The following is a 17947-nucleotide window of genomic DNA, read 5'->3' as shown; positions in this document are numbered from 1 at the left end:
GCGTTGCTATCTCTTAAGTAATTGAAAATTAAGAGCGAAAGAGGCAAGGCATGTCATCCATCAGTTTCGACAACGCATTGAACATTTATCCTAAGACTACGCAACTGCGTGCGGCGCGTGCGGAGATTCTTGCCAATAACTTGGCCAACGCGGATACACCTCACTACAAAGCGCGCGATATCGATTTCAACGCCATGCTTGATGGTGCCATGAGCAGTCGCTCAATTGGTATGGAAAAAACTCACAAAGCGCATATCTCAGGTAATCAGAGCGTTGACGATAGCTTGAAGTATCGCAACCCATATCAGCCTGCCATCGACGGTAACACAGTTGATACGCAAATGGAGCAATCGTTTTATACCGAAAACGCATTGCGCTACAACGTCTCTTTCGAATTTTTAAACAGCGGTTTTAAGGGCATGAAAAACGCTCTTAAATCACAATAAATAGGAGGTTAAGTCATGTCACTTACGAACGTTTTTAACGTTGCTGGCACAGGGATGAACGCACAATCGGTTCGACTTAACACCACAGCCAGTAACATCGCCAACGCAGAAACGGTTAGTTCAAGCATTGATGAAACCTATCGAGCACGTAAGCCCTGGTTTCAAGCATTGCAAAAAGAGTGGGACGACATCGAAGGCTTAAGCGACAAATTAGAATTACGCAAAGGGGTAGGTGATGGCGTGCATGTGGCTGCCATTGTTGAAAGTGATGCGCCGTTGAAGCGTCGCTTTGAACCACACCATCCAATGGCGGATGAGGAAGGTTATGTCATGTATCCCAACGTCAATATTGTGGAAGAAATGACAGACATGATGTCTTCATCACGAAGCTATCAAATGAATGTTGAAATGATGAAAACAGCAAAACAAATGCTGCAGCGAACCCTAACTCTGGGTCAATAACGGAATAGGGTTTTAGTGAGGAGAATGTCATGACCGAAGTGACAAACAGTGGGACCAGTTCTCAGGTTCTCGATCAATACAAGCAAAAAGATGACGACAAGCCAAAGGATAATGAGCTGGGTCGAAACGAGTTTTTAAAGCTCTTGGTTACTCAAATGAATAACCAAAACCCTTTAAAACCTCAAGAGAACTCAGAATTTGTTGCTCAGTTAGCTCAGTTCTCTTCGGTTGAAGGTTTAGAAAATCTAAATACAACCGTAGATAGTATGTCGGATGGTTTACGCTCCAGCCAAGCTCTTCAGGCATCCTCGCTCGTTGGTCAAAGTGTGATTGTACCGAACCAAGAATATGGTTTCTTACAGAACGGTGATGTGGTTGCAGGTGTTGCAGAAGTGCCTGCTACTACGATGAATTTAAACCTTCAGATTAAGAATAAAGCGGGTCAAACATTGGAAACAATTGATCTTGGTTTCCACGAAAAAGGGCCAGCAAGCTTACGTTGGGATGGTGCCAATCTTGAGCTGGATGGTGAGATTGTTGACCTTGATCGTAGCAAACTCAACCGTCAAGAATATTTTAAAGACGAGGATGGCAACTTGGTTCTGGACGATAACGGTAAACCGATTCCAATGCCTTATCCACCAGGCGAATACAAGTTTGAGTTATCTGCTTCTATCGACGGCAAAACAGAAGGTTTAGATACCGCCATGAGCGGTCGGGTGGATAGTGTCAGTATTGGTGCGAATAACGCAGTGACTTTGAATTTAGCGGGCGGCATCAAAGCAGCCATTTCTGAAGTAAAACAGATTTTAGAGTAGCAGTGAATTCACTGCTAAAAGAATTAAGAGACAGTAGAGGTAAATCAGCATGGCCTTTAATATCGGTTTGAGTGGCATCCGAGCTGCTTCCACAGATTTAGAAGTAACAGGTAATAACGTTGCAAACGCAAGCACGGTGGGCTTTAAAGAGTCCCGAGCCGAATTTGCTGACGTATATACCACAACGATTTTAGGTACCGGTAGCAAGCCAGTTGGTAGCGGTGTGCTGGTTGACAATGTTCGACAAGAATTCAGCCAAGGAAACATCAGTGGTACTGAAAATGCGTTGGATATGGCGATTGATGGTAATGGATTTTTTATACTTAACGATAATGGCACTGAGTCTTATACCAGAGCTGGTATCTTTGGTTTAGACAAAGACGGTTTTGTTGTTGCGAATAGCGGTGCTCGCTTACAAGGTTATGAGGCCAATGGCGATGGCGTAGTGAATGGTGTATTAGGTGATGTTCAAATTCGAATAGGCAATCAACCACCATCACTAACCTCGCGAGTTTCATCCATTATTAACGTGGACGCATCAGAACTTGTGAAACAAGAATTGGGATCGCGTTTAACATCCGATGGTCTAGCAGTAGCTGCGCCTGATGCGGGTATTGCCGACAGCACTTCCACTGTTTTATCAACGGTGGCGCAACCAACAACCGCTGGTAATCGAACAGCGTTAACATTTGATAATGGTGGTGTTGATCTTTCTGCTCAAGCTAACGTGGTTGCGCAAACGGATCCAGGTGCCTTTGGTGTTACGATTGATCCTTTTGATGGCACTGGCGCACAAGTCATCAATATTCCTGCTGGTACCGTGACAATTGGTGCAACTCCTACTCAGCATTTACAGAATATTTTGAACGCATTGCAGAGCGAAATCGATGCAGTATTTGGTAATAATGAATTTGAAGTCAGCACGAATCAGTCACCATTAACTGCGCCGCTCGTTGCGGGTACGAACCTAGTCATTGAACGAGCGGGTTTCGATGCGACCACTGGCACAAGCTTTTCTGTAACAGCACCTACAGGTGCATGGAATGGTTTGTTTGGTGACCCTGCGGCAAATACAAATGTGACGGCGGGTGTAGCTGGGAACCGATTATTTGTTGGCTCAAATCCGTTGACAGCTGACTTTAGAAGTATTCCTGGCACATCTACAACAACGCGTACAACAGCCACACCGCCTCTTGCTATGACTGGTTTTATTGCTGGTGATCATGCGCAATTATCGTCAACAATTGCCAATGGCGGTACGGTAATTGGTGACTTTGGTGGTGCTAACAGTGTTGTTTTTGACATCGAAGTAACGGACATTAACGGTACGACTACGACACAGACAATCACGTTAGATAATGCTCAGTTAACGGATGGTGTTGAGGCGCCTGTACCGGCCGATATCAACAATGTAACCATGGAAGAATTACGGGCAGAAATTCAAGGTCAAATCGGTGCTGGTGCGTTGGCGGGTTTACTCAATGTCAGCCCAGGTCATCCTATGTCTTTGACAGCGAATACAGCGGATAACGGCGATACCATTGTTTTAGTGCCTAATGCTGCTAGCTCCACCTACAACTTAAACAATATCGGTTTCGCTACAACTAATCGCACTGATACAGGTGATGCCGATATTGATCCAAACAATGAGTTTCGTATTCAAGTAACGGGCCCTACAGCTGCCGATGACTCGAATGCTTATAATATTATTATTCCCCAAGGCACTTACGCTACATTGGATGATTTAGCATCCGCTATACAAACCGAAATTGATTTACGGACCGGTGCAAATGGTTTGGCTGGACGTGTTACCGTGCAAGCGGTTGGTGGTCAATTAGTTTTCACTAACACCGAAGAGGGTGTTGGTTATGGTGTAACGTTTACGCCAAGTACTGGTTTGTCGGCAGCTCAAGGTCTAAGTGCATTAGAAGCATTGGAATTGGATAATCCATCGGTTTTCCTTGGAACCGACGAGATTGATCGTTCAAATTCTTTCCGAGTCACATTGACTGTTCCAGCGCCCGATGAAGATAATCGTTCAGGCACTACAACGATTACGTTGGATGAAGAGTATCGAAGTGTTCAGCAAGTTGCGGCATCTATTAATCGACAAATTAATAGTCTCGATAGCGATGCATTCATTGGGGTGCGAGCCGAAGCAGTTGAGATAGAACCACGAGTGGTACCACCTGAATACAAGCTTAGATTCGTCGCGACAGAAGAAGGTGAAGCTTCGACAATTACGATTTCTGATTTTATTGCCACTGGCGACGACGTCACAACAGACGAAATGTATGGCCTTATACAAATTGATGAAGACGATAACAGTCTACTAACCCAAGGTATTGAAGGCGTAAACAATGAATATCCAGCGCAAACGGTGACGTTGACAACGCCTGAAGGCGATGAAATTGAAATCACGACTGAAGAAAATGCAGAAGCAAATGAAATTGCTAGTATTTTTAATCGTCAGGCGGGTGTCACTGCTTCAGCTAGTTCGGAGTTAACCATTCCATTGTCTGGTTATAATAATCCCGGCAATAATATGAAGGTAACACTCAATGGCCAAGAGCTGGAATCTACTAGCTTAGCCGATATGGTTGAAGAAATTAATGGTTTGACTACAACTACATTGCCTGGCTTCTCAGCTGAGTTGAACGAAAACGGCGACATGATCATCAAAAATAGTATTGGTCGCGATATTAAAGTCGAGATTGATTCGCCAACTGTGACTGATAGTCTCGTTATTCAAGGTTCGGCAAATGCGGGTCCAGTTGTTTTAGGCGGGACGGCCACTGCTGATACTGCTGCTGTGGTAGGTGGCACAATCGAATTTATTTTCAATGAAGGCTATACGATTTCCAATCCAATACCTTCGGTTTCTGGGGTATTTGGCGCGCTGAGTGAAGATGAATTTGAAGATTATGTTTTGAATGTTTTTGATGCTCAAGATCAAGATACATACAACCACGCTACATCGACAACAATCTATGACAGTTTAGGTAATAGTCATATTATGACTCAGTACTTTGTGCGTGAGCCATTGGATCCTACTCGTCCTAATGAAGAAAACGTATGGGCGATGTATGTACAAATTGATGGCAAAGATGTCGGTGATCCTGACTCAACACTGCCATTCCCAGACAATTTAGAGCCTACACAATTCCGCCAAGAGTTGTTCTTCAACCCAGACGGAACATTTGACCAACAATCTACGGGTCCAATTTTTGTCACAAACTGGGATCCAGTGGATGAAGAGGGTTCTCCAACCGGTGCTCTTAAATCGCAAAATGTTTTGGAGGGAGGATTACCACTAAATGATCCCCCAACAAATTCAAACTTCGAGATATTGCTTGAGGACTCTAGTCAGTTTGGTAGTCCGTTCAGTGTCTCAGAAGTGAGTCAAAACGGTTATACAACTGGTCGACTAACCGGACTAGAGATTGATGCAGACGGATTTATCTTTGCACGATTTACGAACGGACAAGCTGAAGTCTTAGGGCAAGTAGCGCTTGCTAGTTTTAAAAATCCAGAGGGCCTCATCCCCTTGGGTGATACGGCGTGGGGTGAAAGCTTTGAGTCAGGCACACCAACCGTAGGTTCACCTCGTACGGGTACCTTTGGTAACCTGCGTTCTTCAGCATTGGAAGATAGTAATGTGGACTTATCCGAGGAACTCGTCGGTTTGATTATCGCGCAGCGCAACTTCCAGGCAAGCGCGAAAACTATCGAGACTTCCGATACCGTGACGCAGACTATTATTCAGTTATAGTAGCTGAGTGGTATTTTTCTAAAAAAGCGGAAACAGGGCGGCAACCGTCGTCCTTTTTTAGCTTTTGTTTCTACATGTTGATTTCTATTCGTCATTCTCGACGTGATCGGGAATCCATTTTTCAGGTGAAAACCCATTGGATGGATTCTCAGTCAAGCTGAGAATGACACGATCAGTCATGCCCTACACCATTGTGGCTGTATTACCCGTAATGCAAAGACTATTGTCGCTTTAGTCCCCGTCATTCCCGACTTGATCGGGAATCCATTTTTCAGGTGAAAACCCGTTGGATGGTTTCTCAGTCAAGCCCACCTCCGAACTTGGCATCCCCTTTGCAATTTCCTAAATAACACATAAACGTTTGCCGCTCTTTGCGGTGAATAAAAGGGTGAATATTATGGATCGTGCTTTGTATATCGCCATGTCAGGGGCGAAGCAAAATACTCTCGGACAAACTGCCGAAGCCAATAATTTGGCAAATGTATCCACGACTGGCTTTCGTCGTGATTTTGAACAAGCTCGCTCAATGCCGGTATTTGGCGACTACTATCCAACACGCGCATACGCCATGGAAGAACGTCCCGCTAGTGACTTTAATCCAGGTCCTCTTGTTGAAACTGGGAACGACCTTGATTTAGCAATCGATAATCAAGGTTGGTTTGCGGTGCTAGACGCTAACGGTAATGAAGCGTACACGCGCCGTGGTGATTTCCAAGTGGATGGTTTGGGGCGTTTGGTGAATGGTCAAAATCAACAACTTATCGGTGCTGGCGGTCCCATCGTTTTACCACCTTATGAAAAAGTACAGATAGCAGCAGATGGCACCGTTTCTATTCAAGGTGTTGGCGAGGAACCTGCGGTTATTGCGGGTATTGAACAAATCAAATTGGTAAACCCTGACTTAACACAAATGGAAAAAGGTGAAGATGGTTTGTTCCGGCTGCGGGATGCAGAGCCGGGTGCGATTCAACCAGCGGATCCAACGGTACAGGTAGCATCGGGATACGTAGAAGGCAGTAATGTAAGCGCGGTACATTCTTTGACTCAGATTATGTCATTGCACCGTCAATATGAAATGCAGGTGAAAATGATGAGCACGGCGGATGAAAATGCTCAAACCACTGCATCCATAATGGAAATTCAATAAATAAGATAGTTCGCGCTTTTTAGCATAAAAGTGTAAACGGGAGGCAGCAATGCATTCAGCACTCTGGGTCAGTAAAACCGGTTTAAATGCTCAAGATCATGGTTTGACCACAATTTCAAATAACTTAGCTAATGTATCAACGACCGGTTTTAAGAAAGACCGTGCCGTATTCGAGGATCTAATTTATCAAATTCAACGTCAACCAGGTGCTCTATCAAGTCAAGACAGCCGCTTACCAAGTGGTTTGCAGTTAGGTACGGGTGTGAAGGTCGCTGGTACACAAAAAATTCATACAACAGGTAGTTTAGAGGAAACCTCTCAGCCATTGGATTTAGCGATCAATGGTCGCGGTTTCTTCCAAATTGCTTTACCGGATGGACAAATTGCCTATACCCGTGATGGCACGTTCCACATGGACGCAGAAGGTAATATCGTGAACTCCCAAGGTTATCTATTAGAACCCAATATTACGATACCTGACCAAACCAATACTATGACCATTAGTCGAGATGGTATCGTTTCTGTCACTCAGTTTGGAGATACTACGCCGCAAGAAATTGGTCAGATCGATGTGGTAGATTTTATCAACCCTACTGGGTTACAAGCTGTGGGCGGTAATCTCTTTCTTGAAACTGCAGCAAGTGGGGCGCCAGAAATTGGTGTCGCAAGCGAAGATGGTTTTGGCTCAATTGAGCAAGGGTTTTTAGAAAACTCCAATGTGAAAGTCGTCGAAGAAATGGTCAAAATGATCACCGTTCAGCGGGCTTATGAAATGAACTCAAAAGTCGTCAGCAGTGCTGATCAGATGCTTCAATACTTGGCTCAGAATACATAATTAGGAGCACAAGGTTCTAATTAAAGGAGTGTCTTATGAATAATCGATTCATCTCACTATTTGCGATTATGACTATACTGCAAGGGTGCAGCACCATTGTTCCTATGGATGAGAAGCCAGATGATCCGAACTTTGCACCAGTGCCTGCACAATCGCTTAAACCACCTGCAGAAAATAATGGCTCCATTTATCAGGCAAATTACTCCATGGCGTTATATGGAGACCAGCGCTCAAGACGGATTGGCGATATCGTGACGATTATTTTGCAAGAGCAAACTAATGCGTCCAAATCAAACTCAGCGTCTACTACAAAAGATAGTGAAATAGATGTCGTACCGACCAGTATTTTTGGACAAGGATTGGATTTCTTACAAAATGATTTTGAGGCAGAGCGTGCTTTCGATGGGTCCGGTGACGCTGATCAAAGCAACAGTTTGCAAGGTCAGATTACCGTTACCATAAGTGATATTTTACCCAACGGTGTGTTAGAAATACGTGGTGAAAAATGGCTTAGTTTAAATCAAGGAGATGAATTTATCCGTGTTAAGGGTTTGATTCGCCCTCAAGATATTAGCTCGGATAATACGGTTTTATCTCATAAATTGGCTGATGCACGCATTAGTTATGGTGGTACGGGATACGTGCATAATGCTAGCAAGCCTGGCTGGCTTGATCGTTTCTTTACCAGCCAATGGTGGCCGTTTTAGCTACGGTTTAATTTCGGAGCGATACAAACGCTTAACACAAGAGAAACATTATGAAAGTCATTATTCTACTACTGACATGCTTTATGAGCCTGACAACGCTTGCTGATCGAATCAAGGATCTTACATCGGTTGCTGGCGTTCGTTCGAACCAACTCATTGGTTATGGTTTGGTGGTAGGGTTGGATGGCAGTGGTGATAAAGCGCCGTTTACCAATCAAAGTTTTAACAATATGATGAAAGAGTTTGGCATTTCTGTTCCGCCAGGAACGGACCCTAAACTTAAAAATGTCGCGGCAGTGTCGCTAACGGCAAGTTTGCCGCCATTTGCCAAACCAGGCCAATCGATTGACGTGACTGTTTCTAGCATCGGCAATGCAAAAAGTTTACGCGGCGGTACTTTACTGTTTTCTCCTTTAAAAGGTGCAGATGGTCAAGTGTATGCAGTGGCTCAAGGTAATTTGGTGGTAGGCGGTTTTGGTGCAGAAGGAAATGATGGTTCTAGTATTACGGTAAATGTGCCAAGTGTTGGGCGTATTCCAAACGGTGCCACAGTAGAACGCCCTGTACCGAATGCGTTTGCTCGCGGTGACAGCCTTATCTTGAACTTAGACCGACCAGATTTTACAACAGCGAAACGCATGGCCGACACAATTAACGATTTACTTGGACCAGAAACGGCCTACGCACAAGATGCTACGTCGGTACGCGTAAGTGCACCTCGTGACCCTAACCAGCGAGTTTCTTTTTTATCTCTCATTGAGAACCTCACAGTGACGCCGGGTGAAGCGACAGCAAAAGTGATCATCAATAGTCGCACGGGCACCATTGTCATTGGGAAGCATGTGAAAATTGATCCGGTTGCTGTTACACATGGCAGCCTTACAGTAACGGTGAAAGAAAATATTGAGGTGAATCAACCCAATGCCCTAGCTGGAGGTGAAACCGCTGTAGTTCCTAATGCAGACGTCAATATCGATGAAGAAGGCAACCCCATGTTTGTTTTTGATCCCGGTGTGTCCTTAGATGAGATCGTTAAAGCAGTTAACGAGGTTGGCGCAGCCCCAGGAGATTTAATGGCTATTTTAGAAGCCCTTAAACAAGCCGGCGCATTGAATGCAGAACTCATCGTGATTTAATCGGCGAATGACATCGAGAGTCATAAATGACGGAAAAACAACATCTGATTAGCGAACTAAAGAAAAAACATGATGCTGTGGTTGAGCAGTCCCATGGTGGCAGCCCTGCAACACTTGATCACTTATTGAAGCAAAGGCAATCACTCATAGAAGAACTGTTTTCAAAGTATCAAAATGATTTAGACAACACAGACCTTGAGTTATTAAGTGCAATTCTAGAGAGCACTCAAGCCTTAGAAAAAGAAATAGACGAAGTGCGCAATAAGAAGGGAAACGAGCTGATCAAACACAAAAAGATTCCTAATAGAATGCGTTTATATACCCGAATTTCCCAAAATAAATAAGCGGTCATACACTGCCGCTTTTTCCGCTTCACGTCCTTTAAATTTATCCAAATCTTCTCCAAATGCCTATTAATCGCGCATTTATCCATATTGGCCCAGTGATTGCAGTTTACCAAGATAAATATCTAATTTCTGGGCGATGCCATGAACGCATTAACCAATACCTACAACTATAACGATTTATCTTCGTTAAATAAGATTACTCAGCTTGGTAATGAAAACCAAGATGCTGCGTTGAAGGAAGTGGCGAAGCAATTTGAGTCGATGTTTATCAAAATGATGCTCAAAAGTATGCGTGATGCGAATGCCGTATTTGAGGAAGGCAATCCACTCAATACCAATGAATCCAAGTTTTATCGTCAAATGCATGATGATCAGTTGGCACTGTCCATGAGTAAAGGGAAAGGTGTCGGTTTAGCAGATAGTATTTATCGTCAGATGAAGCAAGAGTTTAATGTTGGGGAAAATGAAACACGTAGACAAGTTAATGAAGCGATCCGACAGTTTAATGGTGTGACACAAAAACCGAGTAGCGATATTGAAAAAGATCTCGATTCGGTGAAAGAAAATAAACTGAGACCATCGATTGATACAAAAGATGATATTAAGAGTTCTTCACCTGGCTTAAGAGTAGATCAGCAAAAACAGTCAGGCTTTAGTACTCCGCAAGAATTCGTACAAACTCTATGGCCCATTGCGCAGAAAGTTGGAAAAGATATGGGAGTAGAGCCCAAAGCGATTCTTGCTCAAGCAGCACTGGAAACCGGTTGGGGTAAGCATCTTATTCATCATAGCGGTGGCCAAAATAGTTTTAACCTATTCGGTATCAAAGCTGATAGGCGCTGGGGGGGCGAGAGCGCCGAGGTCAGTACGCTGGAATATCGTCAAGGTCAGCCTAGAACAGAAATGGCGCGTTTTCGAGTTTACGACTCATATGAATCGAGTATGCGAGATTACAGTCAGTTTGTATCACAAAGTGAGCGTTACCAAGATGCCGTGAGTAACGGCCAGTCGATCAAGCATTACAGCGAAGGTCTGCAAAAAGGTGGGTATGCAACAGATCCTTTTTATGCACAAAAAATTCAACGCATTGCCCACGGTGATGTATTGAATAGCGCGATTCAACTTGCTGGCTTGGATATAGATTGAGGTAGTTATGGCAGGTATTTTAGAGATAGGTATATCTGGACTTCGTGTTCACCAAACTGCATTAACCGTTACGGGTAACAATATTGCTAATGTGGATACTGAAGGCTATAGCCGTCAAGACGCGTCTATCGTTAGTCAAAATCCTCAATTTCAGGGCGGTGTTTGGATTGGCGGTGGTGCCCGAGTCGATGATGTACGCCGAATTTATGATGAATTTTTAGTTGGCCAGTTGCAGAAAGATACTTCCACATTTAATTATTTCGATACGCTTTCTACGAATGCTGAGCAAATTGATAAGCTGCTAGCTGATCCTGGAACAGGTATTCAACCTGGCATTGAAAACATGTTTGGGGCGTTTCAAGCGGCGATCGATGACCCAAGCTCTTTACCAGCGCGCCAAGTTGTACTGAGTGAAAGCCAAGGCCTAGTCGATCGTTTTGCTTCCATTGATGATCGCTTGCGAGACTCAAATAATATACTTAATGGGCAAATGGGAACCTTAGCAACGCAATTGAATACCCTTGCTGAATCCATTTCTGAACTGAATACTCAAATACAATTTGCAACGGCCAGTGCTCAGGGTAATTACCCGAATGAGTTGTTAGATAAGCGCGACCTTGCCATCAAAGAGATATCAGAATTAGTGAGTGTCACTGTTGCTACTCAGGACAACGACAGCGTCAATATCTTTATTGGAAATGGTCAGCCCTTGGTGGTGGGTAAAGACGTAAACAGAGTATCGGTTGCTCCTGGTCAACAAGATCCTAGCAGAAATGCGCTTTATTTCGAACGTGATGGTGTTGTACAAAATATCACAAACGAAGTAGAGGGCGGAAAGTTGGGAGGGCTGCTCGCATATCGTCGTGAAGTGCTAGATCCAGTTATTAGCCAAATTGGACGTGCAGCTATAGCGCTGCAATTTAATATGAACGAACAGCATGCCTTGGGTATAGATATTGATGGTCAACGCGGTGGTCTGTTTTTCAATGATGTTAATGACCCGTTATTAGCAAGTAGTCGAGTTATTGGCGACGCAGACAATGAGATGCCAGATGATCGCGATATAAAAGTGAATATCACGGATCCAAATGAATTAACTGATAGCGATTATAAGATAGAGTTTGTTGGTCCTAATGACTATACGTTCCGTGTAACTCGTGTAAAAGACGGCGAAGAAATGCTGACCACAGCATTAAGTACGGAGTTTCCCGAAACCTTTAATATCGACGGTTTTGATATTAGCTTTGAAGCTGGTAGCTTTAAAGCAGGAGATCAATTTTATCTGACACCCACTCGTAATGGTGCAAAAGATTTGGATCTTGATATCCAAGTGCCTCAGCAACTCGCACTCGCTACGGCAGTGATGACTGACTTTGATGTTGGTAATCAAGGGCAAGCGGAAATTAGCCCAGGTGAAGTTTACGATATGGATACGGATAGTTTTGAAGTACCCGGTGAACTGACCCCACCCTTGGTAATTAAATTTACTAGCGATACTACTTACGACGTTTTGGATAATACAGACCCAGCTAATCCTATTCCATTGTTTCCACCAATCATGAACCAGACATATGTACCTGGCGTTAAAAATGATCTATTGCCGCTTAATGAAAATAAAACGGCAGTGACGAGTATTGGCGGCTATGTTCCACCTGATTTCTTTTATCAAGACTATACCGAGGCATTTAAAACTCCTGGAAATGGTTTATTCCCAGCACGGATCACGTTGTCGGATCCAGATCCCGTTACTGGAAACATGAAAGACCGAGGATTATTAACGATTCCGGCGAACACTCCGGCTAACGAAATTGCGAGTATTCTTTCAGATCAGCGTGGAGTGAGTGCTAGTGCCCGTACTACGATAGAGTTGACGAACTTCACAGACGACCCCGTTGGATTTTTGGAACAAAAGCTATTTCTAAATGGTGTTGAGTTAACAGATAGCTTACCACCCACACAGATAAAGTATGATGAAAGCTACCCTGATGAGGTTCCAAACCCTATTGATGCAAACTTTTTAGCAGATCGGATCAATGCCAACTTTGATTTTCAAGAGCAAGGAATCGTTGCTCGTAGTGATGGATCAAAGCTCACCATTATCGCCCTCAATGGTGAGGATCTTTCGATTGAATTCCAGGGTGATAATGGCGACAGCATCGATGTTGGTAATGGACAAGATACTTATTTGACACCAACAGGTCAGGCTTTTTCTGAACCATTATCTAAGTATGAAGGATTTGATTTTACAGAGGGAGGCCCTTATACATTTGAGTTTGATGTACCCGGACAAGGTACATTCAATATTGAATTGAATGAAGAATACACGACAGGACCTGATCTTATAAAAGGTATCGAAGACAAAATTAACGATACCCTTTTTTCTTACAACGGTGAGCTACAAGTCGATATTGATGAGAAAGGGAATATCCTGTTTCAAAATCGTTTAGAGATCAGTCCAAAAGGCGTTAATGGCAGTGCGAAACTGACTATGGGTGGCCAGGTTAAAGTTGAATTAGATGAGGGTATAGAGTTTAGAACTCAGCCGCCAGGTAGTAATTTATTTGAGGAAAATCCAGAGCAAAAACCTACCTACTTTGGTTATGAGTTGTCAATGGACGGGGTTCCAAAAGAGGGAGATGCGTTTTATGTTGACTTCAATGATGACGCAGTTACCGACAATAGGAACGGAGTGCTTCTGGGCGGTATTCAAAAGAAAGAAATTATTGAAGGTGACATGACCTTCAGCGAATCCTACGGAAAAACAGTCGAAGAAGTGGGTTCAATTACAGCCAGAGCACAGATCAACACGGAGAGTTCCAAAGTATTGCTTCAAAATAGTGAGGACAATGTGAGTGCTGTAAGTGGAGTAAACCTAGATGAAGAAGCCGGTAAGTTAATTCAATATGAATTGGGCTATAACGCATCTGCACAGGTAATCTCTGTTGCGAGAGATCTATTTAGCACCTTGATTGGTATCTTTTAAAGGTAATCGATATGCGTATTTCAACCATGCAGCAGTTTAATTCAGGCTTGCGCTCTATTTTAAACAATCAAGAATCGACACAACGTACACAACAACAGATCTCTAGTGGTCGTCGTGTTTTGACACCAGCGGATGATCCAATCGCCGCAACCCAAATATTGCAGCTGCAGCAAGATATTAGTTTGCGTGATCAATACGAGAAAAACATAACCTCAGCGAGAAACCGATTGAATTTAGAGGACTCCATCTTAGGTGGTGTCATTGATAATATTGACCGAATTCGAGAACTCACGGTGAATGCTGGTAACGGCTCCATGACAAAGGAAGATCGAGGTTATATTGCGAGTGAAATAGAGGAACGTCTTGATGCACTGGTTGATTTGATGAACACTAAAGACGCCAGTAACACATATATTTTTGGTGGCTTTAAAGGCGAAACGGTACCTTTTCAGGAAAGACCTGGTGGGGGCGTAACCTATCAAGGCGATGATGGTGAGCGCTTTTTAGAAATTAGTAATAGTACCAAGATTCAGACAAGTGATACTGGGAAGAACATTTTTGTTGATGTGCAAAGTGCCCAGAATACATTCTACACTCGTGACAATGAACGTAATTTGGGAACAGGGTTTATCAGTAATGGATTTGTTATGGATCAAGAAGCCTATGATGAATTCTATCCTGAAGACATTGTTATACGTTTTAATCCAGATGGATTTATTACGCCACCAGGACCCAATTTCTCGGTGCTTAGCCAAAGCGATAATAGGCCAATAGATGGCTTGGCTGGCGTTGCTTATTCGCCAGGTACAGAGCTAGTGGTGAAAGGTGCTGCGTTCAAAATTGCGGGACAACCAGAACAAGGCGATAGTTTTTTTGTTACGAGTAGCCCTAAACAGTCACTAACCGATACGGTGGCTAGTTTAATGGAGGGGTTACGGACGCTAGAAGATAACCCTGAGCAAAGTGCTCAATTGGATGTTTTGATTGAAAATACTCTCAATAACCTCGATTTCGCTCAAACATCTGTGTCTGAAGTACGCTCTGAAGTGGGTGGAAGACTTAATACGGTAGATAATATCGAGAGCCTACATAAAGATGTAGACCTAGTAAGCCAAGATATACTTAGTCAACTACAAGATGTGGACTTTGCTGAAGCGGTTAGTCGCTTGTCACTCGAATCGCTATTGCTAGAGGCATCTCAACAGAGCTTTGCTCAAATCAATCGGTTGACACTGTTTAATCAGCTTTAGTTATAAGAATTGGTTGGCCCGTAATTTGCTCTTCTAAAGTATTGTGACATTTTACCGACACCCTATAAAAATAGGTAGGGCAATAATTATGTTTGATGGCCAAACAATTTTAATCACTGGCGGTACAGGTTCATTTGGTAAGCAATACACACAAACATTGCTAGACCGATATAAACCCAAAAAAATCATTATATTCTCTCGCGATGAATTGAAACAATTCGAAATGCAGCAGGTTTATAATCAAGAATGCATGCGCTATTTCATCGGTGATGTAAGAGACCGAGAGCGTATGATGCAGGCCTGCAAAGGTGTCGATTACATCATACACGCTGCTGCAATGAAGCAAGTGCCTGCCGCTGAATACAACCCTATGGAATGCATTAAAACTAATATCGATGGCGCAGAAAACGTTATTCGAGCATCCATAGAGAATGGGGTCAAAAAGGTAATCGCGTTATCAACTGACAAAGCTGCAAATCCGGTCAATCTTTATGGAGCAACCAAACTATGCAGTGATAAGTTATTTGTTGCTGCAAATAATATGGTTGGTGGGGAAGTACCGAGGTTCGCAGTGGTGCGGTATGGCAATGTTGTTGGTAGCCGTGGATCGGTCGTTCCATTTTTTCGCAAGCTAGTGTCTGAAGGTGCAGAGTCACTTCCAATTACGGATTTAAGAATGACACGCTTTTGGATAACCCTTCAACAAGGTGTGGACTTTGTCATAAAAAACTTTTCAAGAATGAAGGGCGGCGAGATTTTTGTACCTAAGATACCGTCTGTCAAAATGACGGACCTGGCAAAAGCGATTGCGCCAGACATACCGCTTGAAGAGATAGGTATCCGTCCTGGCGAGAAACTTCATGAAAAAATGTGTCCTAAAGATGATAGCTATCGGACGCTAGAGTTTGAAGATCACTATGTTATCACACCATCAATTAACTTCCATGATGGCAACGTTAACTATGTAATGAATAACTTAAATGAGCAGGGAAAATCCGTCGAACAAGGGTTTTCTTATGATTCAGGTACGAATACATGGTTTCTAACGGTAGAAGAAACACAAGTACTCTTGCAAGAAGCGAACGCATGATTCCCTATGGTCGTCAGAATGTAAATCAAGAAGATATTGATAGCGTCATAGAAGTCTTAGAAAGTGACTATTTAACTCAAGGTAAAATGGTTAATACTTTCGAGGACGCGATCTGTAAAAAGGTTAGCGCTAAATATGCAGTCGCTGTTAATAGTGCAACTTCCGCTTTGCATTTAGCTTGTAAGGCCTTAGAACTTGGTCCGGGTGACTTAGCTTGGACATCTGCTATTTCATTTGTTGCGAGTGCAAATTGTGCTCTTTACTGTGGTGCAGATATTGACTTTATTGATATAGAACGAGAAACGGTCAACATATCGGTAAGCGAACTCGAACAAAAGCTTCAACGATGTCTAGATCAAAGTTTACCTCTCCCTAAAGTACTGATTGTAGTGCATATGGCAGGCCATAGTGCTGATATGAAGGGAATAAAACAGCTATCGGAACAATATGGATTCCGGATTATAGAAGATGCTTCTCATGCTATTGGGTCTCGCTACTTAAATGAAAGTGTTGGAAGCTGCCAGTTTAGTGATGCCGCTATCTTTAGTTTTCATCCTGTAAAAATTATAACCACTGGTGAAGGCGGGGTCCTTACGACAAACTGCGAAACCATTGCCAATACTGCCAAATTATTGAGATCTCATGGAATCACCCGAGATAATCATGACCGAAATGAAGGCTGGTACTATGAACAGTTACAATTGGGTTTTAATTATCGATTAACAGATATACAAGCTGCTTTGGGATTCTCTCAGTTAAAACGATTAGATGAGTTTGTAAAAAAGAGACAGGAGAAGGCGAGTTATTATATAGAGCAGCTTTCGAAGTTGGATCTTTTATTGCCAAACGTCAATCAGCTTCAATCCGCATCTTGGCATTTGTTTATTATCCAATTAAAGCGCCATGACCGGCATTCAATTTTTGATTGCTTGAGGAAAAAAGGTATTGGCGTAAATGTTCACTACATTCCAATATATCTTCAACCGTATTATAGAGACAAAGGATTTAGTTCTGGGTATTGTCCAAATGCTGAGAATTATTATTCGTCAGCCTTGAGTTTACCCCTTTATCCAGACTTAACTAAAGAAAACCAAAAATACATAATTGATGTTCTCAAGGAAGTATTACAATGAATGTTGCAATTATTCCGGCGCGCGGAGGTAGTAAACGCATAGCGGATAAAAACATTCGTAATTTCCTAGGCCAGCCTATAATCGCCTATTCAATTAATTCTGCGTTAGAATCTAAATTGTTTGATCGCATTATAGTGTCTACGGATAGCGCCAAGATATCTGAGATTGCATCGTATTATGGAGCAGAGGTTCCGTTTATTCGTCCAGATGAGTTAGCTGATGATTATACAGCAACGGTTGATGTCATTAGTCATGCTGTAAAAGAACTAAACCTGGATGATGATGATCTTGTAACTTGTATTTATGCGACAGCGCCTTTTTTAAATCATCAACGACTGATATCAGCTCATGAATTGTTTCATGATCAGTATCCAACATACTGTTTTCCCGTCGTCGAATTTGAATTTCCGATTCAGCGCAGCGTGTCTTTACACGAAGGTAGAGTGAAGGTTAAGGAACCGAGCAAGATTGCATCAAGATCGCAAGATCTTATTCCATATTACCATGACGTGGGGCAATTCTATGTGGGATTAGCGAGTACGTGGAAAGACCGAGTTCCGATTATATCTAACGAAGCAAGCGCTTTCGTTATTTCCAGAAAATTATTGATACAGAGGAAGACTGGATTATGGCCGAAAACCTTTATCGTACTTTTCATAGCTAGAGCGGTCTAAT

At 42.9% G+C, this 17947-nt stretch carries 15 protein-coding genes; all 15 read left to right on the top strand.

Annotated features, from left to right (window positions below):
• Nucleotides 1–50 precede the first annotated feature (50 nt).
• Nucleotides 51–446, top strand: a complete 396-nt coding sequence (gene flgB, locus HF888_RS12150; protein WP_007016115.1) for a flagellar basal body rod protein FlgB — start codon at nt 51–53, stop codon at nt 444–446.
• Between the two features lie 15 nt (nt 447–461).
• The gene (flgC, locus tag HF888_RS12145) at nt 462–908 is read left to right on the top strand and encodes a flagellar basal body rod protein FlgC (protein WP_007016116.1); all 447 of its coding nucleotides are present in this window, start codon (nt 462–464) and stop codon (nt 906–908) included.
• 29 nt (nt 909–937) lie between these two features.
• Nucleotides 938–1726, top strand: a complete 789-nt coding sequence (locus tag HF888_RS12140) for a flagellar hook assembly protein FlgD (protein WP_007016117.1) — start codon at nt 938–940, stop codon at nt 1724–1726.
• Between the two features lie 49 nt (nt 1727–1775).
• Nucleotides 1776–5498: a flagellar hook-basal body complex protein gene (locus HF888_RS12135; protein ID WP_007016118.1), complete on the top strand. Its 3723-nt coding sequence runs from the start codon at nt 1776–1778 to the stop codon at nt 5496–5498.
• 397 nt (nt 5499–5895) lie between these two features.
• Nucleotides 5896–6645, top strand: coding sequence for a flagellar basal body rod protein FlgF (locus tag HF888_RS12130; protein WP_007016119.1), 750 nt, complete (start codon nt 5896–5898; stop codon nt 6643–6645).
• Nucleotides 6646–6694: 49 nt separating this feature from the next.
• The gene (gene flgG / locus HF888_RS12125) at nt 6695–7480 is read left to right on the top strand and encodes a flagellar basal-body rod protein FlgG (protein ID WP_007016120.1); all 786 of its coding nucleotides are present in this window, start codon (nt 6695–6697) and stop codon (nt 7478–7480) included.
• Nucleotides 7481–7515: 35 nt separating this feature from the next.
• Nucleotides 7516–8187, top strand: coding sequence for a flagellar basal body L-ring protein FlgH (gene flgH / locus HF888_RS12120; protein ID WP_007016121.1), 672 nt, complete (start codon nt 7516–7518; stop codon nt 8185–8187).
• Nucleotides 8188–8237: 50 nt separating this feature from the next.
• Entirely contained in the window at nt 8238–9323 is a 1086-nt protein-coding gene (locus HF888_RS12115) for a flagellar basal body P-ring protein FlgI (RefSeq protein ID WP_007016122.1), read from the top strand.
• Between the two features lie 26 nt (nt 9324–9349).
• Entirely contained in the window at nt 9350–9667 is a 318-nt protein-coding gene (locus HF888_RS12110; RefSeq protein WP_007016123.1) for a hypothetical protein, read from the top strand.
• Nucleotides 9668–9811: 144 nt separating this feature from the next.
• Nucleotides 9812–10816, top strand: a complete 1005-nt coding sequence (gene flgJ / locus HF888_RS12105) for a flagellar assembly peptidoglycan hydrolase FlgJ (RefSeq protein ID WP_007016124.1) — start codon at nt 9812–9814, stop codon at nt 10814–10816.
• 7 nt (nt 10817–10823) lie between these two features.
• A complete protein-coding gene (gene flgK / locus HF888_RS12100; RefSeq protein ID WP_007016125.1) occupies nt 10824–13799 on the top strand; it encodes a flagellar hook-associated protein FlgK in 2976 nt (991 codons plus the stop codon).
• A gap of 11 nt (nt 13800–13810) precedes the next feature.
• Nucleotides 13811–15049 carry a flagellar hook-associated protein FlgL gene (gene flgL / locus HF888_RS12095; RefSeq protein WP_007016126.1) on the top strand — a complete coding sequence of 413 codons (1239 nt, stop codon included), beginning with the start codon at nt 13811–13813 and terminating at the stop codon, nt 15047–15049.
• Between the two features lie 88 nt (nt 15050–15137).
• A complete protein-coding gene (pseB, locus tag HF888_RS12090; RefSeq protein WP_007016127.1) occupies nt 15138–16139 on the top strand; it encodes a UDP-N-acetylglucosamine 4,6-dehydratase (inverting) in 1002 nt (333 codons plus the stop codon).
• Nucleotides 16085–17272, top strand: a complete 1188-nt coding sequence (pseC, locus tag HF888_RS12085; RefSeq protein WP_243469344.1) for a UDP-4-amino-4,6-dideoxy-N-acetyl-beta-L-altrosamine transaminase — start codon at nt 16085–16087, stop codon at nt 17270–17272. Before pseB ends, pseC begins: the two co-directional genes overlap by 55 nt.
• Nucleotides 17269–17946, top strand: a complete 678-nt coding sequence (gene pseF / locus HF888_RS12080; protein ID WP_210436498.1) for a pseudaminic acid cytidylyltransferase — start codon at nt 17269–17271, stop codon at nt 17944–17946. Before pseC ends, pseF begins: the two co-directional genes overlap by 4 nt.
• Nucleotide 17947: the final 1 nt, after the last annotated feature.

This window comes from Bermanella marisrubri (genome assembly GCF_012295615.1).
Lineage (GTDB): Bacteria > Pseudomonadota > Gammaproteobacteria > Pseudomonadales > Oceanobacteraceae > Bermanella > Bermanella marisrubri.
This window is presented reverse-complemented; position numbering and strand designations above follow the sequence as displayed.